The 20,791-nt window shown below is 60.8% G+C and carries 16 protein-coding genes and 4 pseudogenes; 5 read left to right on the top strand and 15 right to left on the bottom strand.

Going from position 1 to position 20,791, the window contains the following annotated elements; genetic code table 11:
* Window positions 1-286 precede the first annotated feature (286 nt).
* Window positions 287-1,393, top strand: a pseudogene (locus tag BLW24_RS27070) (cache domain-containing protein); the annotation flags it as partial.
* 15 nt (window positions 1,394-1,408) lie between these two features.
* Entirely contained in the window at window positions 1,409-2,254 is an 846-nt protein-coding gene (locus BLW24_RS27065; RefSeq protein WP_420875020.1) for a methyl-accepting chemotaxis protein, read from the top strand.
* A 224-nt stretch (window positions 2,255-2,478) separates the two neighbouring features.
* Here BLW24_RS27065 and BLW24_RS02750 read toward each other — a convergent pair.
* Both BLW24_RS02750 and BLW24_RS02745 read right to left on the bottom strand, forming a co-directional pair.
* Window positions 2,479-3,176: pseudogene (locus BLW24_RS02750) on the bottom strand (transposase).
* Window positions 3,177-3,242: 66 nt separating this feature from the next.
* Entirely contained in the window at window positions 3,243-4,004 is a 762-nt protein-coding gene (locus tag BLW24_RS02745) for a substrate-binding periplasmic protein (protein WP_090376406.1), read from the bottom strand.
* A gap of 202 nt (window positions 4,005-4,206) precedes the next feature.
* On the opposite strand from BLW24_RS02745, the pseudogene BLW24_RS02740 reads away from it, so the two are divergent.
* Window positions 4,207-5,309 (top strand): annotated as a pseudogene (locus BLW24_RS02740) (hypothetical protein).
* 55 nt (window positions 5,310-5,364) lie between these two features.
* On the opposite strand, the pseudogene BLW24_RS02735 reads toward BLW24_RS02740, so the two are convergent.
* From BLW24_RS02735 to BLW24_RS02725, 3 genes and pseudogenes are all read right to left on the bottom strand, one after another.
* Window positions 5,365-6,558, bottom strand: a pseudogene (locus tag BLW24_RS02735) (type IV pilus assembly protein FimV); the annotation flags it as partial.
* Window positions 6,559-6,882: 324 nt separating this feature from the next.
* Window positions 6,883-7,464, bottom strand: coding sequence for a DUF1415 domain-containing protein (locus tag BLW24_RS02730; RefSeq protein ID WP_090376401.1), 582 nt, complete (start codon window positions 7,462-7,464; stop codon window positions 6,883-6,885).
* A 72-nt stretch (window positions 7,465-7,536) separates the two neighbouring features.
* On the bottom strand, window positions 7,537-8,295 hold the full coding sequence (locus BLW24_RS02725; protein ID WP_420874975.1) for an endonuclease: 759 nt from the start codon (window positions 8,293-8,295) through the stop codon (window positions 7,537-7,539).
* A 284-nt stretch (window positions 8,296-8,579) separates the two neighbouring features.
* On the opposite strand from BLW24_RS02725, the gene BLW24_RS02720 reads away from it, so the two are divergent.
* Window positions 8,580-9,290 carry a hypothetical protein gene (locus tag BLW24_RS02720; RefSeq protein WP_090376397.1) on the top strand — a complete coding sequence of 237 codons (711 nt, stop codon included), beginning with the start codon at window positions 8,580-8,582 and terminating at the stop codon, window positions 9,288-9,290.
* Between the two features lie 18 nt (window positions 9,291-9,308).
* Here the strand turns inward: BLW24_RS02720 and BLW24_RS02715 are convergent, their stop codons facing one another.
* The 6 genes from BLW24_RS02715 to BLW24_RS02690 all read right to left on the bottom strand — a co-directional run bounded on the left by BLW24_RS02715 (window position 9,309) and on the right by BLW24_RS02690 (window position 12,784).
* Window positions 9,309-9,503, bottom strand: a complete 195-nt coding sequence (locus tag BLW24_RS02715) for a hypothetical protein (RefSeq protein WP_090376393.1) — start codon at window positions 9,501-9,503, stop codon at window positions 9,309-9,311.
* A 34-nt stretch (window positions 9,504-9,537) separates the two neighbouring features.
* A complete protein-coding gene (locus BLW24_RS02710; RefSeq protein ID WP_090376391.1) occupies window positions 9,538-10,260 on the bottom strand; it encodes a substrate-binding periplasmic protein in 723 nt (240 codons plus the stop codon).
* A 107-nt stretch (window positions 10,261-10,367) separates the two neighbouring features.
* A complete protein-coding gene (locus BLW24_RS02705) occupies window positions 10,368-10,709 on the bottom strand; it encodes a zinc ribbon domain-containing protein YjdM (RefSeq protein ID WP_090376389.1) in 342 nt (113 codons plus the stop codon).
* Window positions 10,710-10,759: 50 nt separating this feature from the next.
* Window positions 10,760-11,218 (bottom strand): LEA/WHy family protein, encoded by a 459-nt coding sequence (locus BLW24_RS02700; RefSeq protein ID WP_090387609.1) that lies wholly within the window; start codon window positions 11,216-11,218, stop codon window positions 10,760-10,762.
* A 187-nt stretch (window positions 11,219-11,405) separates the two neighbouring features.
* Window positions 11,406-12,200, bottom strand: a complete 795-nt coding sequence (locus tag BLW24_RS02695) for an outer membrane protein OmpK (protein WP_090376387.1) — start codon at window positions 12,198-12,200, stop codon at window positions 11,406-11,408.
* Between the two features lie 296 nt (window positions 12,201-12,496).
* Window positions 12,497-12,784, bottom strand: coding sequence for a hypothetical protein (locus BLW24_RS02690; RefSeq protein ID WP_090376384.1), 288 nt, complete (start codon window positions 12,782-12,784; stop codon window positions 12,497-12,499).
* 563 nt (window positions 12,785-13,347) lie between these two features.
* Here BLW24_RS02690 and putA point away from each other — a divergent pair.
* Complete coding sequence (gene putA, locus BLW24_RS02685) at window positions 13,348-17,289, top strand: trifunctional transcriptional regulator/proline dehydrogenase/L-glutamate gamma-semialdehyde dehydrogenase (protein WP_090376381.1); 3,942 nt, start codon at window positions 13,348-13,350, stop codon at window positions 17,287-17,289.
* A gap of 265 nt (window positions 17,290-17,554) precedes the next feature.
* On the opposite strand, the gene phnE is transcribed toward putA, so the two are convergent.
* Genes phnE through BLW24_RS02665 form a run of 4 tightly spaced genes read right to left on the bottom strand, consistent with a single transcriptional unit; the run spans window position 17,555 to window position 20,785 of the window.
* Complete coding sequence (phnE, locus tag BLW24_RS02680; protein ID WP_090376378.1) at window positions 17,555-18,322, bottom strand: phosphonate ABC transporter, permease protein PhnE; 768 nt, start codon at window positions 18,320-18,322, stop codon at window positions 17,555-17,557.
* A complete protein-coding gene (locus BLW24_RS02675; RefSeq protein ID WP_090376375.1) occupies window positions 18,319-19,146 on the bottom strand; it encodes a PhnE/PtxC family ABC transporter permease in 828 nt (275 codons plus the stop codon). The genes phnE and BLW24_RS02675 overlap by 4 nt, the downstream gene beginning before the upstream one ends.
* Complete coding sequence (locus tag BLW24_RS02670) at window positions 19,140-19,937, bottom strand: phosphonate ABC transporter ATP-binding protein (RefSeq protein WP_090376372.1); 798 nt, start codon at window positions 19,935-19,937, stop codon at window positions 19,140-19,142. Before BLW24_RS02670 ends, BLW24_RS02675 begins: the two co-directional genes overlap by 7 nt.
* Window positions 19,934-20,785, bottom strand: coding sequence for a putative selenate ABC transporter substrate-binding protein (locus BLW24_RS02665; RefSeq protein WP_090376369.1), 852 nt, complete (start codon window positions 20,783-20,785; stop codon window positions 19,934-19,936). Before BLW24_RS02665 ends, BLW24_RS02670 begins: the two co-directional genes overlap by 4 nt.
* Window positions 20,786-20,791 lie beyond the last annotated feature (6 nt).

Here is a 20,791-nt window from a genome sequence, read left to right as displayed (position 1 = left end):
CGAGCAGGGTCAGGGCCAGCAGGTAGGCAATCTTTTTCATGGCGAATCCTCGTCGATACAACGGGTTAGTGCGCAAGGAACGACCATCTGCTATCGCCCGTCCCTGGGCGGCGCACAGGCAAATGACAATGTGTGGTGATGGCAAATTGGCATTGATGCTGTTGGGGCGCTTTTTATGTCGGTGGCCTTCAGCTACTGAGTGCCACGCCGGCGCGGTCATCAGCCTCAACTATCCTCAACAAGCGCCGATAGAGCGTATTACTGGCCAGCTAGAAGGCGATGTCCCATGCGTATCAAATCCAAACTGTTGCTGAGCTTTCTGGTGGCAACCCTGATTCCGGTTCTGGTGGTGGCACTGCTGACGATTCGCAATGTCACGCAGCAGGCCAAAGAGAATTTTCAGGTTTCCAGCAGCCTGGATATGAAGCTGGTGAACAACAGCTTCGCCACCTTCTTTGATTCGGTGGGCTACACCGTTTCGGCCCTGGCGGAATATCCCGCAGTGAAGGATGCCGATAACGGTGAGCTGACCACCTACTTCGGTGAGGCGCGCAAGCCGGGCGAGGTGGCCACTGCCAATGGGGGGCGCGAAAAGCAGATTTTCGATTACTTCTCCAGCATCGGTAAGAACAATCCCACCTTTGGTTACGTTTATATGAGCGATACCAACGGTGGCTATGTGGAGTGGCCGGGCACCGGCGATTACGGTGACTGGGACCCGCGCAAGCGTGAGTGGTACCCCATCGGTCGAGATGCCAACTTCACCTTGGGCCGCCGCGACGGTTATTACTGGGAGCCGGATGACGCGGTGTATGTCTCGGTGCTCAAGGGCTTCAAGGACAATGCCGGGCAGTTCGCAGGAGTGGTGGCGGTGGATGTGTCGCTCAAGGCGCTCACCGATATGGCGCAGAAGGTACGCTTCGGTGAAACCGGCTTTCTGATGCTGGCCGAGGGCAGCGGCACCTTGCTGGTGGATGGCCTTAAGCCGGACAACAACTTCAAGAAGGTCAGCGAGCTGCCCGGCGAGCATTTCGCGGTTATCGGCAAAACCGAGAACGGCCTGGTGGAGGTGGAGATCGACGGGGTGGCGTATATGGCCAACGTCTACACCTCGCCGGAGCTGGGCTGGAAGTTTGTTGGCTTCAAGCAGGCCGATGAGATCTACGCGAGTGCCCGTGAGCTGACCTGGATCACCCTGGTGGTGTGCATCGTGCTGGTGCTGCTGTTCGGCGCGGCTGGGGTGGTGATCGCCAACCGGATCGTCAACCCGATTAATCTGGTGAAAGACGGGCTGCGCACCATCGCTCAGGGGGAAGGTGACCTGACCCGCCGCCTGGACCTGCTCAGCAGCGATGAAACCGGCGAGCTGGCCAAGTGGTTCAATCAGTTTATCGAGTCGATCCAGGGCATGATCAAGGTGATCAAGGAGAACGCCATCAGCATGGATGGGGTTTCCAGCGATACCAACAAGCGCACCACGGCGATGTCGGCCACGCTGCAGCGCCAGTTGAGTTCGGTGGAGCAGATTGTCACTGCCGTGACCGAGATGTCGTCGGCGGCCAATGAGGTGGCCAAGACCTGCGTGCAGACCGCCGAGGTGTCGGAGCAGGGCCTGGTGGCCACGCGCAATGGTAAAGAGGTGATTGGCCGCAGCACGTCCGGGGTCAACAATCTTGGCGCCAGCATCCAGAACTCCAGCAAGGTGATTCAGGAGCTGGAGAAGGAAACGGTCAATATCAACAATATCCTCTCGACCATTCAGCAGATCGCCGAACAGACCAACCTGCTGGCCTTGAACGCCGCCATCGAAGCCGCCCGCGCGGGCGAGCAGGGGCGCGGGTTTGCGGTGGTGGCCGATGAGGTGCGCAACCTGGCCAAACGCACTCAGGACTCTACTGAGCAGATCAACAATATCCTTAACCTGCTGGTTAACCGTATCAAGGAAGTGACGGTGAGCATGGACCAAAGCCTGGTCGAGTCGGGCAAGGCTATCGTGCTGTCTGAAGAGGTGATGGCCGCCTTCGAAAGCATTGAAGGCAAGGTGCAGATGATCCGCGACATGACCATGCAGATCGCCACTGCGACCGAGGAACAGCATCTGGTGACAGAGGAAATCAACCAGAACATCGTCGCCATCAACGACGCAGTGACGCAGATATCTGTGCAGGCAGCCGAGGTGGAAAGCTACGCCCAGGAACAAAGCGGCTTGAGCAGTGAGCTGAAACAGCTGGTGGTGCGTTTCCGCACGGAGTGAGTGTTGCTGGCCTTTTGGCGTAACGTCATGGTTATTGCACAACAGCATGCTTGTGCGGTTTTAGTAGGCCGCTGGAAAATTTAGTTTTCATTGCCCCAACCCGTTTGGCTTGACGCTTTTCAAGCGCCTTGGCCGACCTGAATCCAAGAAGGCTTGGATTCAGGTCTTTTTGACCGTTTTCAGCACAGCTTTCACGTCTTTCGGAGTTTTGGGGCGCACTTGCCCTATACATGCGGTTCTCGCCACCAACCTGATAGGTTGCTTAGTCGGATCCGTTGTAGACCGAGAAACCCAGCAATAACTGAGTACTTAGCTTGGCGTGACCGATCAGCGTGGCCTTGCGCCGGCCGCCAACCGTCTTCAGTCAGCCAAGGTCTTGCGGATCTTCTGGCTGTCGGCATACCCCGGATGCCGCGTGGTGCTCCATCATCGTACGCCAACCGACTGGTATCACCATTACTCTTGCGCGCCAGTCGGGCCTCGGGATCAGTGTGCCGTCGACGCTAAAATGCTCGTCGCTGGCGCACTCGGACCACTACTCCAGCGACTTGATGCGCTGAAAGAACAGGCGCGCTAAATCCTGGCGGAACATCCGGTCGCGGTTGTGGCTGAAGGATCGAGTGATCCCACATGCGCTCGTCCATCGAGAAGCCGGTGAACCAGCAAGTTGAAATCAATCTGATCGACCAACTGCCGCTTGGAGCGAATGGTGTAGATTACCTTGAGTATTGACATGCGCAGCAGGCATTCCGGCGTAAGCGAAGCCCGCCCAAGCGTGGAGTACAGCCCGTCAAAGCCCCGGTTCATCGACGCCATAACGATATCGGTCAGGCCTCGCAGAGGGAGTGGCGGGTGATCGTTCAGGATGCGCTGTTCTAGCGTAACTGAATTGCTCGTTTTGTTTGAGGTCGGTACCACGCACCGGCTTGGGTTGAGGTCGGTAGAAGAGGCTGGCTTTATTCAACGGCCTGTTAGAGGGGGCTATAGCTCAGAGGTAGTTGAGCAGGATGTCGTCGTAGCGGCTTTTGCCGAATGTTCCGACGGTTTTATGCAGGGCGTCAATGCCGTTCTGCAGTTGCTGGATGCGTTCGTCCGTGACGTGCAGGTTGAAGGCGAACCAGAGTTCGCCTTGTTCCAGCAGGTAGACATCTTCATATTCAGCGGTTTCGAAACCGGCGTTGCGCAGGAACCAGTACGCAACGTTTTCTTCATAGGCCCACAGGTCGATGCGCCCAGCATCCAGCTGGCGGCTCAGGGCGTCGGCATTGGCCGATAACAACAGTTGTTCCTGGCCCACGCCGAGGGCGCGGACGGCTTGTTCGCCGATGTCTTCGCGAATCGCGCCAATCCGGTAGGCCAGCAGGTCTGCGGGGCTGTCGATTTTGATATGGCGGTCCTTGCGCGCCATCAACACCACGCGGGTTTCGGCAATCGGCCCGGCCCATTTGAACAGTTTCTCCCGCGCAGGAGTACGTGTGGTGGAGAACAGTACGGTGTTGGGGTTTTTCTGAACGGAGTGATAGCCTCGCGCCCACGGTAAGAGCTGGATGTCGCTCCTCTTAACGGGTTGTTCGGTGTTTTGGCTGGCCGCCACCAGAATATCCACGGCGATGCCGCGCAGGATGTTGTCGTCGGAGAAGTTGTACGGGGGGTAGGCCTCGGTAATAAACACCAGCGGGGCGGCGAGTACAGCGTGTGTGCTGCAAGTTAATAGCAGTGCAAGCAGGCCAGTATGAAAATACTTATTCATGTCAAGCTCCACAGGGGCAGGTAATGCAACGACTAATGAAAAGGGTAGTCCAGTTGTGCTAAATGGGTGGGCGGAGTGGAAAATTTTGAACTGTTGCTTGTAGTTGATTGTGCAAAATCAATCGCTTCGCCCCTTTCGTGCCTTAGGCATAGAGCACGAAAGGGAGAAGGCTCACCCCCCCCCCTCAATTAAGGAGTTACTCATGCTGAGTCGTAAAGGATTCATGCTCGCCACAGCCGTTTTGTTGCTTGCCTGCCACGCCCAAGCTGCCGATGTAACGGTCAAGTTGGGCAGCGCGGAGCGCGTTACTCGCCTATTTGCCTACCCCAATAACTGCAATGTGATCTGCTATCGCGATTGGACGCTGGAGCAGACCGCCGAGCACTACCTGGGCCAGAGCTTGCAGCGCGATGGTTACGACAAGGCCAAGGTAACCGTGCACCGCGAGCAGCAAGACCTCTACGCCAAATTCACCGAGGTGCCCGAGGGGTACGGTAAGCCACTCGAACAGCTGCTGAAGACCGGAGAGCTGGCCTACGCGGGCGCGAAACTGCTTAACAAGGATGGCAAGTGGCAATACAACTGGTCGTTGTTCTTGCCGCTGGGCATGGCGCTGGATAACCGCAAGAGCGTTGAGTTGCTGCACTTTCCGCCGGATTACTCGCTGACCCAGGCGCAGGATTATCTGGAGTCGAGCACCACAAATCGTTGGGCTGGCCTGCTGACCGAGAACGGCATCGGTGCGGCGCAGACGCCGGCCTTCCAGACCATCATCGACATTGCCCCGATTGCCGCGCCTGCCAACGCTGGTAGCGCGCTTGAGGGGGTCTACAGCTATTTCAACGCCTACCAGACGCAGATGGTGATGCAGTTGACTGCTGGTGAGGGCGGTCAGGCGCTGCCGATGGCAGCCCGGTACGCAGCTGGGTTAATCAGCAGTACGGGGTTTCCATCGATGTCCTCGGCCTGGCGCAGATCAGCCCGGCGGCTGGGCAGCAGGTGGCCGTGCTTGGCGCCAATCACCCCAGCTACATCTGGTATGCCGCTGACCCGGAAAACTATAACGGTGACGAGCAGAAAGCCGATGCTGCCGGTCTCAAGGTCATGGGGCAGGATCTCAGCGCCGCCTGTTGGCAGGCGCGTATGGGCGAACAACCCAATCAGGACGCGAGCCCGGTGCTGAGTGCCTGCAGCGAGAAATGGCAGGTCACTGACAAGCTGCAAACCTGCGAGCTGTTCTACACCTCGGTGCGCAACCTGACGGAAGAGGCTGCACAGGCCAAGTGCACCCCGGCGAGTAGCTAAGTGCCGCGTTCACAGACCACCGTTGTGGGTTGTGAACGCGCTTGGCTTAAGGAATAGCCGGTGTTTGATTGCCAGCTGTAGTCTCTGAAACCCCAGGTGCTGCAGCTGGAGCCTGGTCTTGCGCGGCCAGGTAGGCCTGCAGCTTGGCCATCTGATCGTTCTTCAACTGGATCAGGCGCTGCAGTTTGTCGAGTTGGCTTTGCAGGTCGGCAATACGGCTTTTCAGCTCAGCATTTTCACGATTGGTCGAATCGAGGCTTTCCTGGGTTACTGCCAGCTGATCAAGCAGGGCCTTGTTGCCTGCGCTGCCTTTGTCACTGCCGGCGCCCGCCTTGTCGCTGCCTTCGGCAACCAGTTTCAGGTTATCGCGGCGTTCAATTGTGGCTGGCGTAGCGGCTGCGCTATTACGCTTGCTGGCATCCAGCTGGCGGGCGCTGGCAGCAACACTGCGCGCTTCACGCCAGGCCGCAGTCTGCTGGTTAACCTGAGCAATGGCGGCGCTTTGCGTGCGGCTGTTGATTTGTTGTGCATCGGGCAGGCGCAGCACCTGGCCGCTTTTCATGCGGTTGATGTTGTTATCGATAAAGGCCTGCGGATTCAGCTCCTGGATCGCCAGCATGGCCTGATGCACGCTGCCGTCACCCCGCACACGGTTGGCAATGTCCCAGAGGTTGTCGTTGGCTGTGGTCTTGTACTCATTGCCTGCCTGCGCTGTGGCAGCAGTGCTGGAGGATGCTGGCTGAGTTGCAGTAATTGCCGGGCGCGCTGCAGGCGGCTGTGCCCGTGCTGGAGAAGAGGCTGCGGTCACCGGCTGTTGCACTGCGGCAGGGATAACGCTTTGCGCGGTGTAGAGCGGTGGGTCCAGCAGCAGGGTGTATTCGCGTTGCAGGCGGCCGTTCGGCCAGAGCACCTGTACCAGGAAGTTCAGGTACGGCTCGCGCATCGGCTTACTCGAGGTCACCCGGATAACGCCCTTGCCATTGGCTTTGAGCATCGGGGTGAACTTCAGGTCGGTCAGGAAGAACTGACGATCAATCCCGGCCTTGTTAAATGCTTCTGGGGACGCCAGGGTCGGGATCACTTCATTGGCATCCAGGCCACGGCTTTCCAGTAGCTCGATCTCAGCTACCAATGGCTGATTAAGTTCTGACTGCAGCGTTACTTCGCCCAGCCCTAGCGCGTGCGCCATGCCGGATGACAGCGCCGAAGCCGCTGCGATTGCCAGCACCAGTTTACGAACCCGAGCCATAGCGTTATCCCTTGTTTTATCTGTTTCTTGACCCGCAAGAGGGTCGTGAGCGTTGTTGCCACCGGCCCGCAGAGGTGAGCGCACTCGGCAATCAACTCAACCAGTATTGGCAGCTGCGAAAGACGTGGGATTTTATTGAGTCGCGCCGATTAATTGTGTTGATCAGCTTGCAAATCTCTCAAGGTTCTTGCTTGGAACTGCGCTCAATAGCGTCCATTCGTCGGGTATGCAGCATCCGCACGCTCATTTGCATGGGCGTGGGTACTGAGCTGGATAGATACGCTGTCGTGCCGTCAGGTGTTCTGGCAGCCCTAGGCTTGTGGCTTAGCTGGTTTGCGCGTCTTTGCGGCATTGCGCCTGCAGGGCGCCCCAGCCTTCGGCGCCGAGGTCTTCCAGGGTCTGGATATTGGCTTCGAAGATCGCCTCCGGGTCGGGGAAGGCGGCCACGGCGCGATCGATGCTGGCTTCGCGGAGGATATGCAGGGTCGGGTAGGGCGAGCGGTTGGTGGCGTTGCTGAGATCATTGACGCCGGTGTCGGCAAACTGGAACTGCGGGTGGAAGCTGGCCACTTGCAGGATGCCGGCATAGCCGAGGTCGTCTAGGGTGTCATCGACCACGGCGAGAAAATCATTGAAGTCGAGAAAGTCGCTAAGGGCTGCGGGGTGAATCAACAGGGTGGTGTCAGTTTCGCTTGGCTCGCAGTTGGCGAGCGCGTGCAGCTCGTCGATCAAGGCGCTGAGTAGCTCTTCCGGCTCGGCGCTGGCGCACACCTTATAGCGTACTTGCCCTTTGACCTGCACGGCCTTGGCGAACGGGCAGAGGTTTAAGCCGATCACGGCGCGATCAACCCAGGCGCGGGTTTCGGCAATGGCGTGGGCGGCGCTTGGGGTGGCGGTGCTGGACATAGGGCAATACTCGGGCTGGCGTGGTGTGAAGTTTAGCGTCAATAACTGCGTGCAGGCTCTTGGGGTTGAGGCTTAACCGCTGTTGCTTTGCGGGTTGCCGGCGCGGCGTAGCGGGCTGCAACGGCTGGGGTCGATGGCACCGACATAGGGGTTGCCGTGGCCCATCACGCAGCCGACCTGCTGATTGCGCCAGCGCTCCCACTCGCTGATCGGGTATTGGCGGCTCCAGGCTTCGTAGGTGCGGCGGTCGATTTTGGACAGTCGCAGTTGGTAACGCTCGGCCATATACAGATAGATGCGCGCTGCTGCCACGCGCGTATGGGCCGGCGGCATGGCGGTTTTCGCCTTGAAGTTGACCACCATCGGGCAGCTTCCGTACTGCGTGGGTTTGTCGCTGAGCATGCCGAGGGCGTAGTTGGAGCGGTCGCCGTTTACCTCGCCGATGCTCGGCACCAGGTTGTGCAGGTCGGCTTCGGCGGCCTTGAACGTGGCGTCTGTGCGGGTGCAGTTCTTGCGTCCACCGTTCTGCCAGCACTGACGCTGATGGCCGATCACCCAGGCTGGCACCACATGTTCCCACTCCAGACGTTGGGCACGGCGCAGCTGTTTGCGCGGGCTGTAGCCACAGCTGTTGAGGTCGACCCGGTTTCCGTTATAGGCGCATTGGCAATAGAAGGTGCTGGGGCGTTCGGCATATAACCGCCAGGCAATTTTTTTCGCGGCGTTGAAGGTTTTCGGGGCGTCAGCGAAGGCGGGCAAAGTAATTAACAGGCAAAGCAGGACAAACAGACGCAGCATGGGGCACTCGGCAGCCAAAAAGCTGCGGATCATACCGCTTAAAGCGCTCTGCGACGGGCCTTTTGGCGATGTACTGATAAGTGGTTGGAAATTTTTTGCGTCTCAGGCGGTCTGTTGGCAGTCCACCTGAGCTTATGCAGCTAGGTGCTTGATTGTGCTGAAAGTCATGTATTCGGGGAGGAAAACTGGCCAATCTGGATTTTGTTGCTAGCGTTACCCCATCACACCGCAGCGGACGACCTCCCCTGATGAGTACTGTGCAGCGTTGGCAATGGCTAAGAACTGGGCCCGTCTGGTCGGGCAGCAATGCTGTGGCAATGCGCCTGCCGCTGCTGATTTTGCTGTTGTTGGCGGTCAGTGGCTGCTCAACCCGGCAGGATCATCAGACCATCGTCAGTAACCGCAGCCCGATCAAGCCCACCGAGTTCTTCCAGAGCCATGCCGACCGTATGGCTACCCTGGGCATGCGTAACAACCTCAACAGCCTCTACCGCCTGATGGACAAGTTGTACCTGCGCAACCCGCGTGAATGGCGGAAAACCGGCCTGGCTGATGTGGAATCCGCCAAGCGCGCGGTACACCGTGCCATCGAGTTGGACCAACCGTTGCCGCAACTGGGCGGGCGTACCGATGTTGCGGCGCTGAGTTATGCACTGAGTGCCGAGTACCAGGGCGATCGCGTGGGCGCGTTTATCTATTCGCTGGCGAGCATGCTGATCACTGCCCATGGCGGGCGCACCGAGTACTACCTGAGCGACACGCTGGACCCGCAGTTTATCCATAACGCCGCACGTAATTTCGAAAAGGCCAGCTGGATGCTCGCCCAGCGTACGGATGCCGGCGGCAAGCCCTGGCTATTGTCCAACGAGATTTCCGCCAAGGGGCATAACCTCAGCTATGCCGTGGAGTTCGGCAAGATAGTCGCGCGTCTGGATCTGCTCACCGATGTGCTGGATGAGCGCTATCGGCGCATGGGCGTGAGTTATGCCCAAGGGTTGTTGTTTATGAACTTCCTACCGGTGCAGTAAGGCCGTCTTCGTCCTTTCTCAGTAGCTTTCTTCCAAGCGTTTATTGCTCTGCGCATTGGCCGCTTCGATCTGCTGTTTCAGCTGCTCGGTCTGCTGCTGCAGTTGTGCCGCCTGCTCAGCTTGCAGGCTGGCGGTTGCGGCGGTTTCACCGAGGCCGCAGGCGCTCAGGGCTAGGGTGGTCGAGAGCAGTAATAACGCAAGGGCGACGTGCATGCTGGCTCCTAGGCAAATAGATACAAGACGCGGCTTAGTGCCAGCGTTTGTGAATGCTGTCCAAGGTGCCAGCCTGTCTTAAACGCTCTAGCGCAGCCGAGAACTGTTTGGCACGGGCGCTATCACCCTTGGCGAAGGCCACGTAGCGCGGCATTTCCACCAATGGTTTGGGCAGAATGCGCACGCTTTGCTCGGCGCGTTGCTCGCGCACGAAGTACATCAACTGCGCCCGGTCGCCAACTATCATATTGATACGCCCGGCCAACAGCATCGACACCAGTTGGCGCGGGTTCTGCGCGCTGGTATCGCGTGACAGGTCCGCCTTATCAAATTCCGATTGGTAGGCGTAGCCGCGCACCTGGCCAATGGTATAAGGCGACAGGTCATCGAGTTCGATCCACTCGCTGAGGGTGATTTTGTCTGAGGTCATAAAGACCGTGGAACCGGTACGAATCGGTCCGACCAACTCATACTGTTGCATGCGCTCAGGGGTGCCGGCGAACACAAAGGCCATGGCCACTTCCCTGCGATCAATCATCCGCTTGACCCGCTCCCAGGGGTACAGGCGCAGGCTGTAAGGGGGCTTGGCTTCCTGCAGCACCGCCTCCACCAGCTCGACATCCAGTCCACGCGGCTGGTCGTCATCAATGGTGACAAAACTGTAGGGCGCAAACTGCTCATCGCCGACCACCTTCCATGGTTCGGCCTGTACAGCCCAGGGCAGTAGCAACATCAGACACAGCGCAACAGTACGCATAAGATCCTCCAGGCTGGCGCCTCGAACGAGCGATTTGCTCTGTATTGATGCTAGCTAATGAAAAAAGCCCCGGCAGCTGACCGGGGCTTTTTTTATTAGAGGCTGACTCAGACTTTGCGCACGAACTCGGATTTCAGCTTCATCGCGCCAATGCCGTCGATTTTGCAGTCGATGTCGTGGTCGCCGTCGCACAGGCGGATGCCCTTGACCTTGGTGCCGACCTTGACCACCAGGGATGAGCCTTTGACTTTCAGGTCCTTGATCACAGTGACGGTGTCGCCGTCCTGCAGCACGTTGCCCACCGAATCCTTGATCACCTTGGCGTCATCTGCCGCGTCGCTCGCGTCAGTGCTCGACCATTCGTGGGCGCACTCCGGGCAGACCAGCTGGGCGCCGTCTTCGTAGGTGTACTCGGAATTGCATTTGGGGCAGGGCGGCAACGTGCTCACGGCGGGTCCTTGATAGGTCGATAGGAAAAGGCCGCATATTGTATAGGGTTTTATCGCGCTGCACCGGGCGCTGGCAGTTGTGGCCAATTCAGCGTGCCGCGGTCATTGAAACGCCAGGTGCCGAACAGACCGTTGGCCAGTTTGCCGCGTAGTTCATAAGGCAGGCCCTGGCCGTCCTGGTAGCCGGCCATGCCCCAGGCCTGACGCAGTGCAGCGTAGGCAGAAAGGCTGACGGGAATGCGCAGAATGCTTTCGCCATAACGTGGCACTTGCCCACGTTGGTCACTGACGCCACTTAGCAGCGGCTGCTGGTTAACCTGCAACCCCAGATCCACGCCGTTGAAATCGATGGCTCGGTCATTGGGATTCTGTACCCGCAGTTTGATCGCGAAGCGCGCTTCCAGGCCTTCGCCAGGCAGAGGTTCGATACCGACCAGTTCGATGCGCAATGGGTCGTGTGGGGTCAGGGTGCTGCACGCAGCCAGGGTGAGCAGCAGGCTGGCAAGCAGCGCGCGGGCAAGTGTGCGGTGAAGGGCGTTGGGCGTGCTGGGTTTCCACTGCTGAGTAATCACAGAGTAGAAGACCCTGATACTGAGGCAATTACGCCGCAGCTGGGCAAGTTAGCGCGAGAAAGGGTGTTGCGGGAGATGCCCGCCAGCCTGTAATCACTGGCGCTGGCGGGTTTTCAGCGGAATATCAGAAGTGTGCTTTTACCAGCAGGCTGGCGGTGTTCTGATCCGTCGCGCCGACGAAGTTGTCGCTGACAAAACCGCTGTCTTCGATGCCGTACTTGTCCTTCCAGTAGTCATATTCGATGCCGACATACAGTTGCTTCTCACCCCAGCTCATGGCCTTGCCCAGGTCGTACTTGATCTGTGGGTTGAAGTGCAGGTTGGCGTGGTAGCTCTTGTCGTTGTCCACCACCCAGTCCATAAAGCCGTCGATCACGATATCGGATTTGCCCACCGGGATGGTGTAGCTCCACACCGGGGTGATCTGCCAGACGTTGTCGCCGTCGCGCTTGCCATCGGTGGTGCGGTTGTAGAAATTCAGTGAGAAGTAGTCGAAGCCGGGGATCGCCAGGTCAAAGCCTGGGCCGATCAGGTAGGACTCGACATCGTCTTCACCGAATTCATGGGTGGTGGCCAGCAGCACGTCTTTGATCGGGCCGAACTCCAGCGTGCTGTTGAACAGCTTGCCGAACGACAGGCGCGGGGAGAATTCACCATAGAAGGTGTGGCCGTCGCCTGCGCCGTTGGTGGCGTCGGTGTTGTACTTGATGGTGTCGACGAAGAAGAACAGGTCGCCGATAGCCCAGCCGCTGGCGTGCTCGAAGGTGATGGTCTGCTGGATTTCCGGGTCGATCTTGTAATCCTGGCCGTACAGGTAGGTCAGGCTGTTGTTCTGCCAGTGCAGCAGGTCGCCCGCTACGGCCTGGCCGCCCGCCAGCAGCCCGCCCGCCAGGACCAGAGAGGAAAGAGTACGGTTCATCGAGTGGTGCTCCCCAAAGTGCTGAATTATGGTTTTAAACCTGTCTGAGTGGTCAGGCTGTCGGAGCTTGAGCAAGAACAAGGCCAAGTTCTGCATATGGCCACGGCACCGCCACTAGAGCGCTGCGGGCGCGCACTCTAGTGCTTTCCAGGGGAATGTAAATACGCGGTATGCACTGATAACTGACCGGTTGGACAGATTCAGCCTTAAGTTGGTGCGCCTGCTAGCTTTGTCGCGGCGTGGTGCTGATGGTGCGTTTGATCGGCTTGCGCGGTGGTTGTTTAGGCAGGCGTAAGTCAGTGCTCGTCAGCTACCGGTTCCAGGCTCTGCAGCACCACCTGCTCGAGCGAGTTGCTGAGTTCAGGCTGTGTGCCGGCCAGCTGACCGAGCAACTGCCACTGTTGGTCCAGCTCACTGTTGATTGCCAGCATTCGCTCGATCATCTTGTGCGCGGTGGCGTTTACCGCGCTGTCCTGGGTGTTGAGCAGTTCAAACGACATGGCGGTGATTGCGGCTGTCAGGTGGGTGAGGGTGCGCGTGGACAAGCTGAGCAACTCGGTCAATTGCGCTTCCTTGGCAGTCATGGTCATCTCCTTGTGAATCCTGTCTTGAGCTTAGCGCGACATTGTGTCGCCCGGCTATCCGCTCCGTCGCCTGAGTCCTGCCGTCGGGCTCTGTGCTCTATCTGTTTATCGCCTAGTGCCCGGTTGCGCTGACTGTCTGTGCACTCCGTCGGCCACTGCGCGGACAGTGGCCTGTTGTGCTTTGCTCAGTTAAGGCGTGAATAAAAGCCATAGTGCAACCTTGTGTGCGTTTGGGTTGTACCTGTCGTCGGATGCTCTGCGGTTTTTTAAAACGGGCGTTTTTCTGGTGCGGCAGGTGCTTTTTGCTAGAGCCTTGCCAGTACTGGGTTTGCGTGAATAGATAGCCGAATTACGGGCTGTTAGATGGCATGGGTGACCTTGGATTTGTTTGGTTGCACCTAGTTGCACCTAGTTGCACCTTGCGCCTTCTGAGGTTTAATCTCTCGCCAGATTTTTGTGCCCCGCGACCCATGGCGGCCACCCCATCGGGGCCGTTGCGGGCGACGTCAGAAATTGCTCCCGGCGCTTAGTTGCCGTGCTCCAGCTCATAACAGGACAAACCAATGGCCACCACTACCCTTGGCGTAAAGCTCGATGATGCAACCCGTGATCGCCTCAAGCAGGCTGCGCAGTCGATTGACCGCACGCCGCACTGGCTGATCAAGCAGGCGATCTTCAATTACCTGGAGCAGATCGAGGGTGGTCTGACCCCGGCCGAGCACTCCGGCCTGGCCGCTGTGGCGGGCGAAGAGGTGGTGGAAAACCTGACCGAGCAAGGCCTGCAGGTGTTCCTCGACTTCGCCGAAAGCATCCTTCCGCAATCGGTGCTGCGTGCGGCGATTACTGGTGCTTATCGTCGTCCGGAAACCGAAGCGGTGCCGATGCTGCTGGAGCAGGCGCGTCTGCCCAAGGATATGGCCGAGGCGAGCAACAAGCTGGCCATGGGCATTGCCGAGAAGCTGCGCAACCAGAAGAACGCTGGCGGCCGTCAGGGCCTGGTGCAGGGTTTGCTGCAGGAGTTCTCGCTGTCCTCGCAGGAAGGTGTGGCGCTGATGTGCCTGGCCGAAGCGCTGCTGCGTATCCCGGACAAGGCCACCCGTGACGCACTGATCCGCGACAAGATCAGCAACGGCAACTGGAGCCAGCACCTGGGTAACAGCCCGTCGATGTTCGTCAACGCCGCCTCCTGGGGCCTGTTGATCACCGGCAAACTGGTGGCCACGCACAACGAAGCCGGTCTGGTGACTTCGCTCAACCGCATTATCGGCAAGGGCGGCGAGCCGCTGATCCGCAAGGGCGTGGACATGTCCATGCGTCTGATGGGTGAGCAGTTTGTCACCGGCGAGACCATCGCCGAAGCCCTGGCCAATGCCACCAATATGGAAAGCAAAGGCTTCCGTTACTCCTACGACATGCTCGGTGAAGCCGCGCTGACCGATGAAGACGCCAAGCGTTACCTGGCATCCTACGAGCAGGCCATCCATGCCATCGGCAAGGCCTCGCACGGCCGTGGCATCTACGAAGGTCCGGGTATTTCGATCAAGCTCTCCGCCCTGCATCCGCGCTACAGCCGCGCCCAGTACGAGCGGGTGATGGACGAGCTGTACCCGATCCTGCTGAGCCTGACCAAGCTGGCCAAGCAGTACGACATCGGCCTGAACATCGATGCCGAAGAAGCCGACCGTCTGGAAATCTCCCTCGATCTGCTGGAGCGTCTGTGCTTCGACCCGGCCCTGACCGGCTGGAACGGTATCGGCTTTGTCATTCAGGCCTACCAGAAGCGCTGCCCATATGTAATCGACTACGTCATCGACCTGGCCAAGCGCAGCCGTCACCGTCTGATGATTCGCCTGGTAAAAGGCGCCTACTGGGACAGCGAGATCAAGCGCGCCCAGGTCGAAGGCCTGGAAGGCTACCCGGTCTACACCCGTAAGCCGTACACCGATATTTCCTACATCGCCTGCGCGCGCAAGCTGCTGTCCGTGCCGGAGGCGATCTACCCGCAGTTCGCCACGCACAACGCCCACTCGCTGTCGGCCATTTACCAGCTGGCTGGGCAGAACTACTACCCCGGTCAGTACGAGTTCCAGTGCTTGCACGGCATGGGTGAGCCGCTGTACGAGCAGGTGGTGGGCAAGGTCGCCGATGGCAAGCTGAACCGTCCGTGCCGCATCTACGCACCGGTGGGCAGCCATGAAACCCTGCTGGCTTACCTGGTGCGTCGTCTGCTGGAAAACGGCGCGAACACCTCGTTCGTCAACCGCATCGCCGACCACAGCATCTCGATCAAGGATCTGGTGCTCGACCCCGTGCAGCAGATCGAGCAGATGGCCACCCAGGAAGGCGGCCTCGGTCTGCCGCACCCGCGTATTGCTCTGCCGCGCGCCCTGTATGGCGAGGCACGGGTCAACTCCGAAGGCATCGACCTGGCCAACGAACACCGCCTGGGTTCGCTGTCTTCGGCGCTGCTGAGCAGCACCAACAGCGCTTACAAGGCCATGCCGCTGCTCGGCTGCGACACCCCTGAGCTGAGCGAAGCGCAGCCGGTACGCAACCCGGCGGATCACCGCGACATCGTTGGCCATGTGCATGAGGCCAGCGAGCAGGATGTGCGCAACGCCGTGCTTTGTGCGGTGTCCAGCGGGCAGATCTGGCAGTCGACCCTGCCGGCCGAACGCGCCGCCGTGCTGGATCGCGCCGCCGACCAGATGGAAGCGGAAATGCAGCAGCTGATGGGTCTGCTGGTGCGTGAATCCGGCAAGACCTTCGCCAACGCCATTGCCGAAGTGCGTGAGGCAGTGGACTTCCTGCGCTACTACGCGGCGCAGGCGCGCAATCATTTCAGCAATGACAGCCATCGCCCGCTGGGCCCGGTGGTGTGCATCAGCCCGTGGAACTTCCCGCTGGCGATCTTCAGTGGTCAGGTTGCCGCCGCGCTGGCTGCCGGTAACACCGTGTTGGCCAAGCCGGCCGAGCAGACTCCGCTGATCGCTGCGCAAGCCGTGCGCATTCTGCTGGATGCCGGTGTACCGAGCGGTGCTGTGCAACTGCTGCCCGGTCGTGGCGAAACCGTCGGAGCCGGCCTGATCGGCAATGAGCGGGTGCGTGGTGTGATGTTCACCGGCTCCACCGAAGTGGCCGGCATCATCCAGCGCAACCTCGCCGGTCGCCTGGATGCCCAGGGCCGCACCATCCCGCTGATCGCCGAAACCGGCGGCCTCAACAGCATGATCGTCGACTCCTCGGCGTTGACCGAGCAGGTGGTGGTCGATGTGGTGGCTTCGGCCTTCGACAGCGCCGGCCAGCGTTGCTCGGCCCTGCGCGTACTGTGCGTGCAGGAAGACGTGGCGGATCGGGTGATCAACATGCTCAAGGGCGCCATGGCCGAATACAGCCTGGGCAACCCGGAGCGTTTGAGCACCGACATCGGCCCGGTGATCGACGCGGAAGCCAAGGGCAATATCGACCAGCACATCGAGAAGATGCGCGAGAAGGGTCGCAAGGTATTCCAGACTGCCCGTGCCGTGGGTGACGACATCAAACGTGGCACTTTTGTGCTGCCGACGTTGATTGAACTGGACAGCTTCGATGAGATGCAGCGCGAGATTTTCGGCCCGGTGCTGCACGTAGTGCGCTACCCGCGTGCTGACCTGGGCAAGTTGCTGCAGCAGATCAACGACAGCGGTTACGGCCTGACCCTCGGTGTGCACACGCGCATCGACGAAACCATCGCCCAGGTGGTTAACACCGCCAAGGTCGGCAACCTGTATGTGAACCGCAATATGGTCGGTGCGGTGGTTGGCGTGCAGCCGTTCGGCGGCGAAGGCCTGTCCGGTACCGGCCCGAAAGCCGGTGGCCCGCTGTATATGTATCGCCTGCTGGCGACCCGTCCGCAGGACGCAGTGGCCAAGCAGCTGCAGCAGGAAAGTGGCGAAATCCAGCGTCCGGCGGAGCAGGCCAAAGTGATCAAGGCCCTGCAAGACTGGGCGGCCAAGCATGAGCCGAGCCTGAGCGCACTAAGCGCGCAGTATGTCGAGCTGGCGCAGAGCGGCACCGTGCAGATGCTCAACGGCCCAACCGGTGAGCGCAACAGCTACAGCCTGCTGCCGCGTGAGCATGTGCTGTGTCTGGCGGATGAGCGCAGTGATCTGCTGGTGCAGTTGGCAGCGGCTTTGGCCGTGGGTTGCCAGGTGCTGTGGCAGGAAGGCGAGCTGAGCCGCGAGCTGTTTGCCGCGCTGCCCAAGGCCGTGCAGCAACGCATCACCGTGCTTAGCCAGTGGAGCGAAAGCGACACTACGTTCGACGCCATCCTGCATCACGGTGACTCCGATCAGCTGCGCGAAGTCTGCCAATTGGCGGCTCAGCGTCCTGGCGCAATCATCGGTGTGCATGGTCTGCACAAAGGCGAGGCGGACATTCCGCTGGAGCGTCTGCTGATCGAGCACGCCCTGAGCATCAACACCGCCGCAGCGGGCGGCAACGCCAGCCTGATGACCATCGGCTGACAGGTTCTACGAGCATCCCACTTCGACTGGTTCGCCGGCCGGGGTGGTTGGCAACACCGGCTCCACCCCCAGGCACCTTGCCCAGGTGCCTGGTGCTGCACTGCAGCGCCCGTCGTACATCCAGCAACGGAGGGTTACCCACCCGGTACGATGAGTTTCTTCCCCTCTGGCATTTCGATGCGCTGCGCTCGCCTACCCGGCGGCGCAGGAACGGAGCTACCCGCTCCGTTCCACATCGGCCGCCCGCCATACTCCCCACTCGAAATCAGGCGCGAATCCAGCGCTGTCGACTCCAGCTGCTCAGCGCATCGACACCCAATACCAGCAGCAACATGGCGATTATCACCGTACTGGCTTGGGCTTCCTGAAACAGGCTGAGGCTGACATAGAGCATCTGCCCCAGGCCGCCGGCGCCGACGAAACCGAGCACGCTGGCCATGCGAATATTGTTTTCCCAGCGGTACAGGCAGTAGGCCAACAGTTGCGGCCACAGGTTGGGCAGGGTGCCGTAGCAGAACGCCGCGACCTGACTGCCGCCCTGCAGGCGAATGGCTTCGGCGGGTGCTGTGGGGGTGTTTTCCAGCGCTTCGGCAAACAGCCGGCCGAGTACCCCGGCGGTATGCAGGGCCAGGGCCAGGGTGCCGGCATTCGGCCCCAGCCCTGCGGCCAGCACCATCAGCGCGGCCCAGACCAGTTCGGGAGTCGCCCGCAGGGCATTCAGCAGCAAGCGCGCGGCGCTCTGCAGCGGCCAGCCGAAACGTCCGGCGGCGGGCAAGGCCAGCAACAGGCCGAACACTGCCGCCAGCAAGGTGCCGATGGCTGACATGGCCAGGGTTTCCAGAGCGCCACGGCAGATGGCCGCCAGGTGCTCGGCGCTCAGGTCGGGGCTGAGAAAACGCCGCACGTAGCCGGCCATCTGGCCCAGGCTGTCGCCGCCGGTCAGGGCGCCCAGGTCGATGCCCAGGTAGACGAACGAGGCGACCACCGCCGCACCGATGCCGAGCAGCAGCACCAGGTTGATCAGCCGGCTCATGCCAGCCTCCCGCGCAGCAGGCGGCTGAGCTGGTCGGCCAGCAGCACCAGGAGGAGGAAGGTCAGCAGCATGCTGGCCACCTCACCGCCGGCGAACATGCGCAGCGACAGGTCGATCTGCTGGCCCAGGCCGCCGGCGCCGACGAAGCCCATCACCACCGAGGCGCGGATCGCGCATTCCCAGCGGTACACCGTGTAGGAGGTCAGCTCGGCCGCGGCATTTGGCAGGATGCCGTAGGCGAACGCCGCCAGCCGGCTGCTGCCGGCCTGGAGCAGGGCGTGGGCCGGGCGCTGGTCGACCGACTCGAAGATTTCCGCATAGACCTTGCCGAGCATGCCGCTGTAGGTAATGGCGATCGCCAGTACTCCGGCGGTGGGGCCGAGGCCGACGGCGCGGACGAACAGCAGCGCCCAGACGATTTCCGGCACGCTGCGCAGGAAGATCAGCAGGCCGCGCACCGGCCAACGCAGCAGTTGCGCCAGTGGCTTCGGCCGACCACCACAGGACGCGGCGGACAGCGAAAGAGCGCGGCTGGCCAGCAGACTGGCTGGTATAGCCAGTAGCAGCGCCAGGGCCATGCCGGCGGTGGCGATGGCTAGGGTCTGCAGGGTGGCGTCGAGCAGTAACTGCAGAAAGTCCGTGCCATGGGTTGGCGGCCAGAAGGCGGCGACGAAGCGGCCCATCTCGCTCTGGCTGTCAGCTTGCAACAGCACGCCCAGATTCAGCTCGCTGAGCTGGATACCCGGCCACAGCAGCGCCAGCGCCAGCAGGGTGAGCAGCAGGCGGGGTAGGGCGGCCGGGTCGCGGGTGTCGCGGTTTAGCATCGCGGAATCTGCAGGCTCAGGGTCACGCTGGGCACGGGCGGCGAGAGCAGTTGCTCATTGGCATACAGGGCGTCGAGCTGCGCCTGATCGACCTCGTCGGCAGGGCGGTCGAAGAGAATCCGCCCGTCGCGCAGGCCGATGATGCGCGGGAAGTGCGCCAGGGCCAGTTCCACCGCATGCAGGCTGGCGACCAGGGTCACGCCATGCTGCTCGGCATGCCGACACAATACGTTGAGGGTGTGTTCGGCCAGCACCGGGTCCATGGCTGACACCGGCTCGTCGGCCAGCAGCAGTTCTGGCGCCTGGTACAGCACGCGGGCGATGCCGACGCGCTGCAGCTGACCTCCGGAAAGCTGCTGGCACTGGGCAAACAGCTTGTCGGCCAGGTCCAGCTTGGCCAGCTCACGGCGTGCACCGGGGATATCCAGCGGGTGCAGCAGATTCAGCAGGCTCTTGCCCAGGCTCCATTGGCCAAGCTTGCCAGCCAGCACTGCAGTGATCACCCGTTGGCGTGCCGGCAGTGGCGGCGCTTGGTGTACCAGGCCGATGCGCGCACGCAAGCGCTGACGCTGGCGGCTGGACAGTTGCCACGGCTGCTCGCCGAGCACCTGCAGTTCGCCTCCACTGGGTTGCAGCGCAGTGGCCAGCAGGTTGAGCAGGCTCGACTTGCCGGCCCCGGACGGGCCGATGATGGCGACGCGCTCACCTGCGGCGATTTGCAAATCCACGCCGCTCAGGGCGTGGACTCCGTTGCCGTGGCTGAGGCTGGCGCCGGACAGGCGCAGGGTCATTTCAGCAGGTCAGCGGCGCGCGCAGCGTCCTCGATGCCCTTGTAGTTCTCAGGCGAGGTTTCGATAAAGCGGCTGGCGGCCTGCAGATCGAGAATCGCCTTGTGCGCAGGAACGGCCGGGTCGAGGGCGAGGAAAGCGGCTTTGATCTTCTCGGCCAGGGCCGGGTCGAGGCTGCCACGCACGGTCCAGTTGTAGTCGTAGTAAGTCGGGGTTGTGGCGAACACCTTGACCTTGTTGCTATCGACCTTGCCGCTGGCAACCAGCTTGTCCCACACACTGGCGTTGAGCACGCCACCATCGACCTTGCCGGCCTGCACCCAGGCAGCAGTAGCGTCATGCGCGCCAGAGTAGCCAACACGGCTGAAGTGGCTTTCCGGCTTGATACCGTCCTGCAGCATGAAATAGCGCGGCATCAGGCTGCCGGAGGTGGACGATACCGAGCCGAAGGCAAAGGTCTTGCCCTTGAGGTCGGCCAGGGAGGTCACATCCGGGTTGGCGGTGATGAACTTGCTGGTGAACTGGGCATCCTGCTCGCGCTGTACCAGGGGCATGGCGTTGCCGGTCTTCAGGCGCACTTGCACGAAGGTGAAACCGCCGAGCCAGGCCAGGTCCAGGCGGTCGGTGGCCAGTGCTTCGACCACGGCGGGGTAGTCGGCGACCGGGGTGAACTCGACCTTCATGCCCAGTTGCTGTTCCAGGTAGGCGCCCAACGGTTTGAATTTGCGCAGCAGTTCGGTCGGTGCTTCGTCCGGAATGGCACTGACGCGGAGCACTTCGGTGGCATGGGTCAGGCTGGCAGACAGGGAAAGGGCAAAGCCGGCGGCGAGCGCCAGGGTACGTTTGAGCATGAAAAT

The sequence above is a fragment of the Pseudomonas anguilliseptica genome (genome assembly GCF_900105355.1).
In the GTDB taxonomy this organism is placed as follows: Bacteria; Pseudomonadota; Gammaproteobacteria; order Pseudomonadales; family Pseudomonadaceae; genus Aquipseudomonas; species Aquipseudomonas anguilliseptica.
Note: the sequence above shows the minus strand (reverse complement) of the source record. Positions and strands in the feature narration are given on the sequence as shown.

Coding starts and splice junctions, on each gene's coding strand:
- putA (WP_090376381.1), top strand. CDS start 13,348: ATGGCCACCACTACCCTTGGCGTAAAGCTCGATGATGCAACCCGTGAT.
- BLW24_RS27065 (WP_420875020.1), top strand. CDS start 1,409: ATGATCAAGGTGATCAAGGAGAACGCCATCAGCATGGATGGGGTTTCC.
- BLW24_RS02725 (WP_420874975.1), bottom strand. CDS start 8,295: ATGATCCGCAGCTTTTTGGCTGCCGAGTGCCCCATGCTGCGTCTGTTT.
- BLW24_RS02745 (WP_090376406.1), bottom strand. CDS start 4,004: ATGAATAAGTATTTTCATACTGGCCTGCTTGCACTGCTATTAACTTGC.
- BLW24_RS02670 (WP_090376372.1), bottom strand. CDS start 19,937: ATGACCCTGCGCCTGTCCGGCGCCAGCCTCAGCCACGGCAACGGAGTC.
- BLW24_RS02720 (WP_090376397.1), top strand. CDS start 8,580: ATGCGCCTGCCGCTGCTGATTTTGCTGTTGTTGGCGGTCAGTGGCTGC.
- BLW24_RS02695 (WP_090376387.1), bottom strand. CDS start 12,200: ATGAACCGTACTCTTTCCTCTCTGGTCCTGGCGGGCGGGCTGCTGGCG.
- BLW24_RS02730 (WP_090376401.1), bottom strand. CDS start 7,464: ATGTCCAGCACCGCCACCCCAAGCGCCGCCCACGCCATTGCCGAAACC.
- BLW24_RS02715 (WP_090376393.1), bottom strand. CDS start 9,503: ATGCACGTCGCCCTTGCGTTATTACTGCTCTCGACCACCCTAGCCCTG.
- phnE (WP_090376378.1), bottom strand. CDS start 18,322: ATGAGCCGGCTGATCAACCTGGTGCTGCTGCTCGGCATCGGTGCGGCG.
- BLW24_RS02710 (WP_090376391.1), bottom strand. CDS start 10,260: ATGCGTACTGTTGCGCTGTGTCTGATGTTGCTACTGCCCTGGGCTGTA.
- BLW24_RS02690 (WP_090376384.1), bottom strand. CDS start 12,784: ATGACTGCCAAGGAAGCGCAATTGACCGAGTTGCTCAGCTTGTCCACG.
- BLW24_RS02665 (WP_090376369.1), bottom strand. CDS start 20,785: ATGCTCAAACGTACCCTGGCGCTCGCCGCCGGCTTTGCCCTTTCCCTG.
- BLW24_RS02675 (WP_090376375.1), bottom strand. CDS start 19,146: ATGCTAAACCGCGACACCCGCGACCCGGCCGCCCTACCCCGCCTGCTG.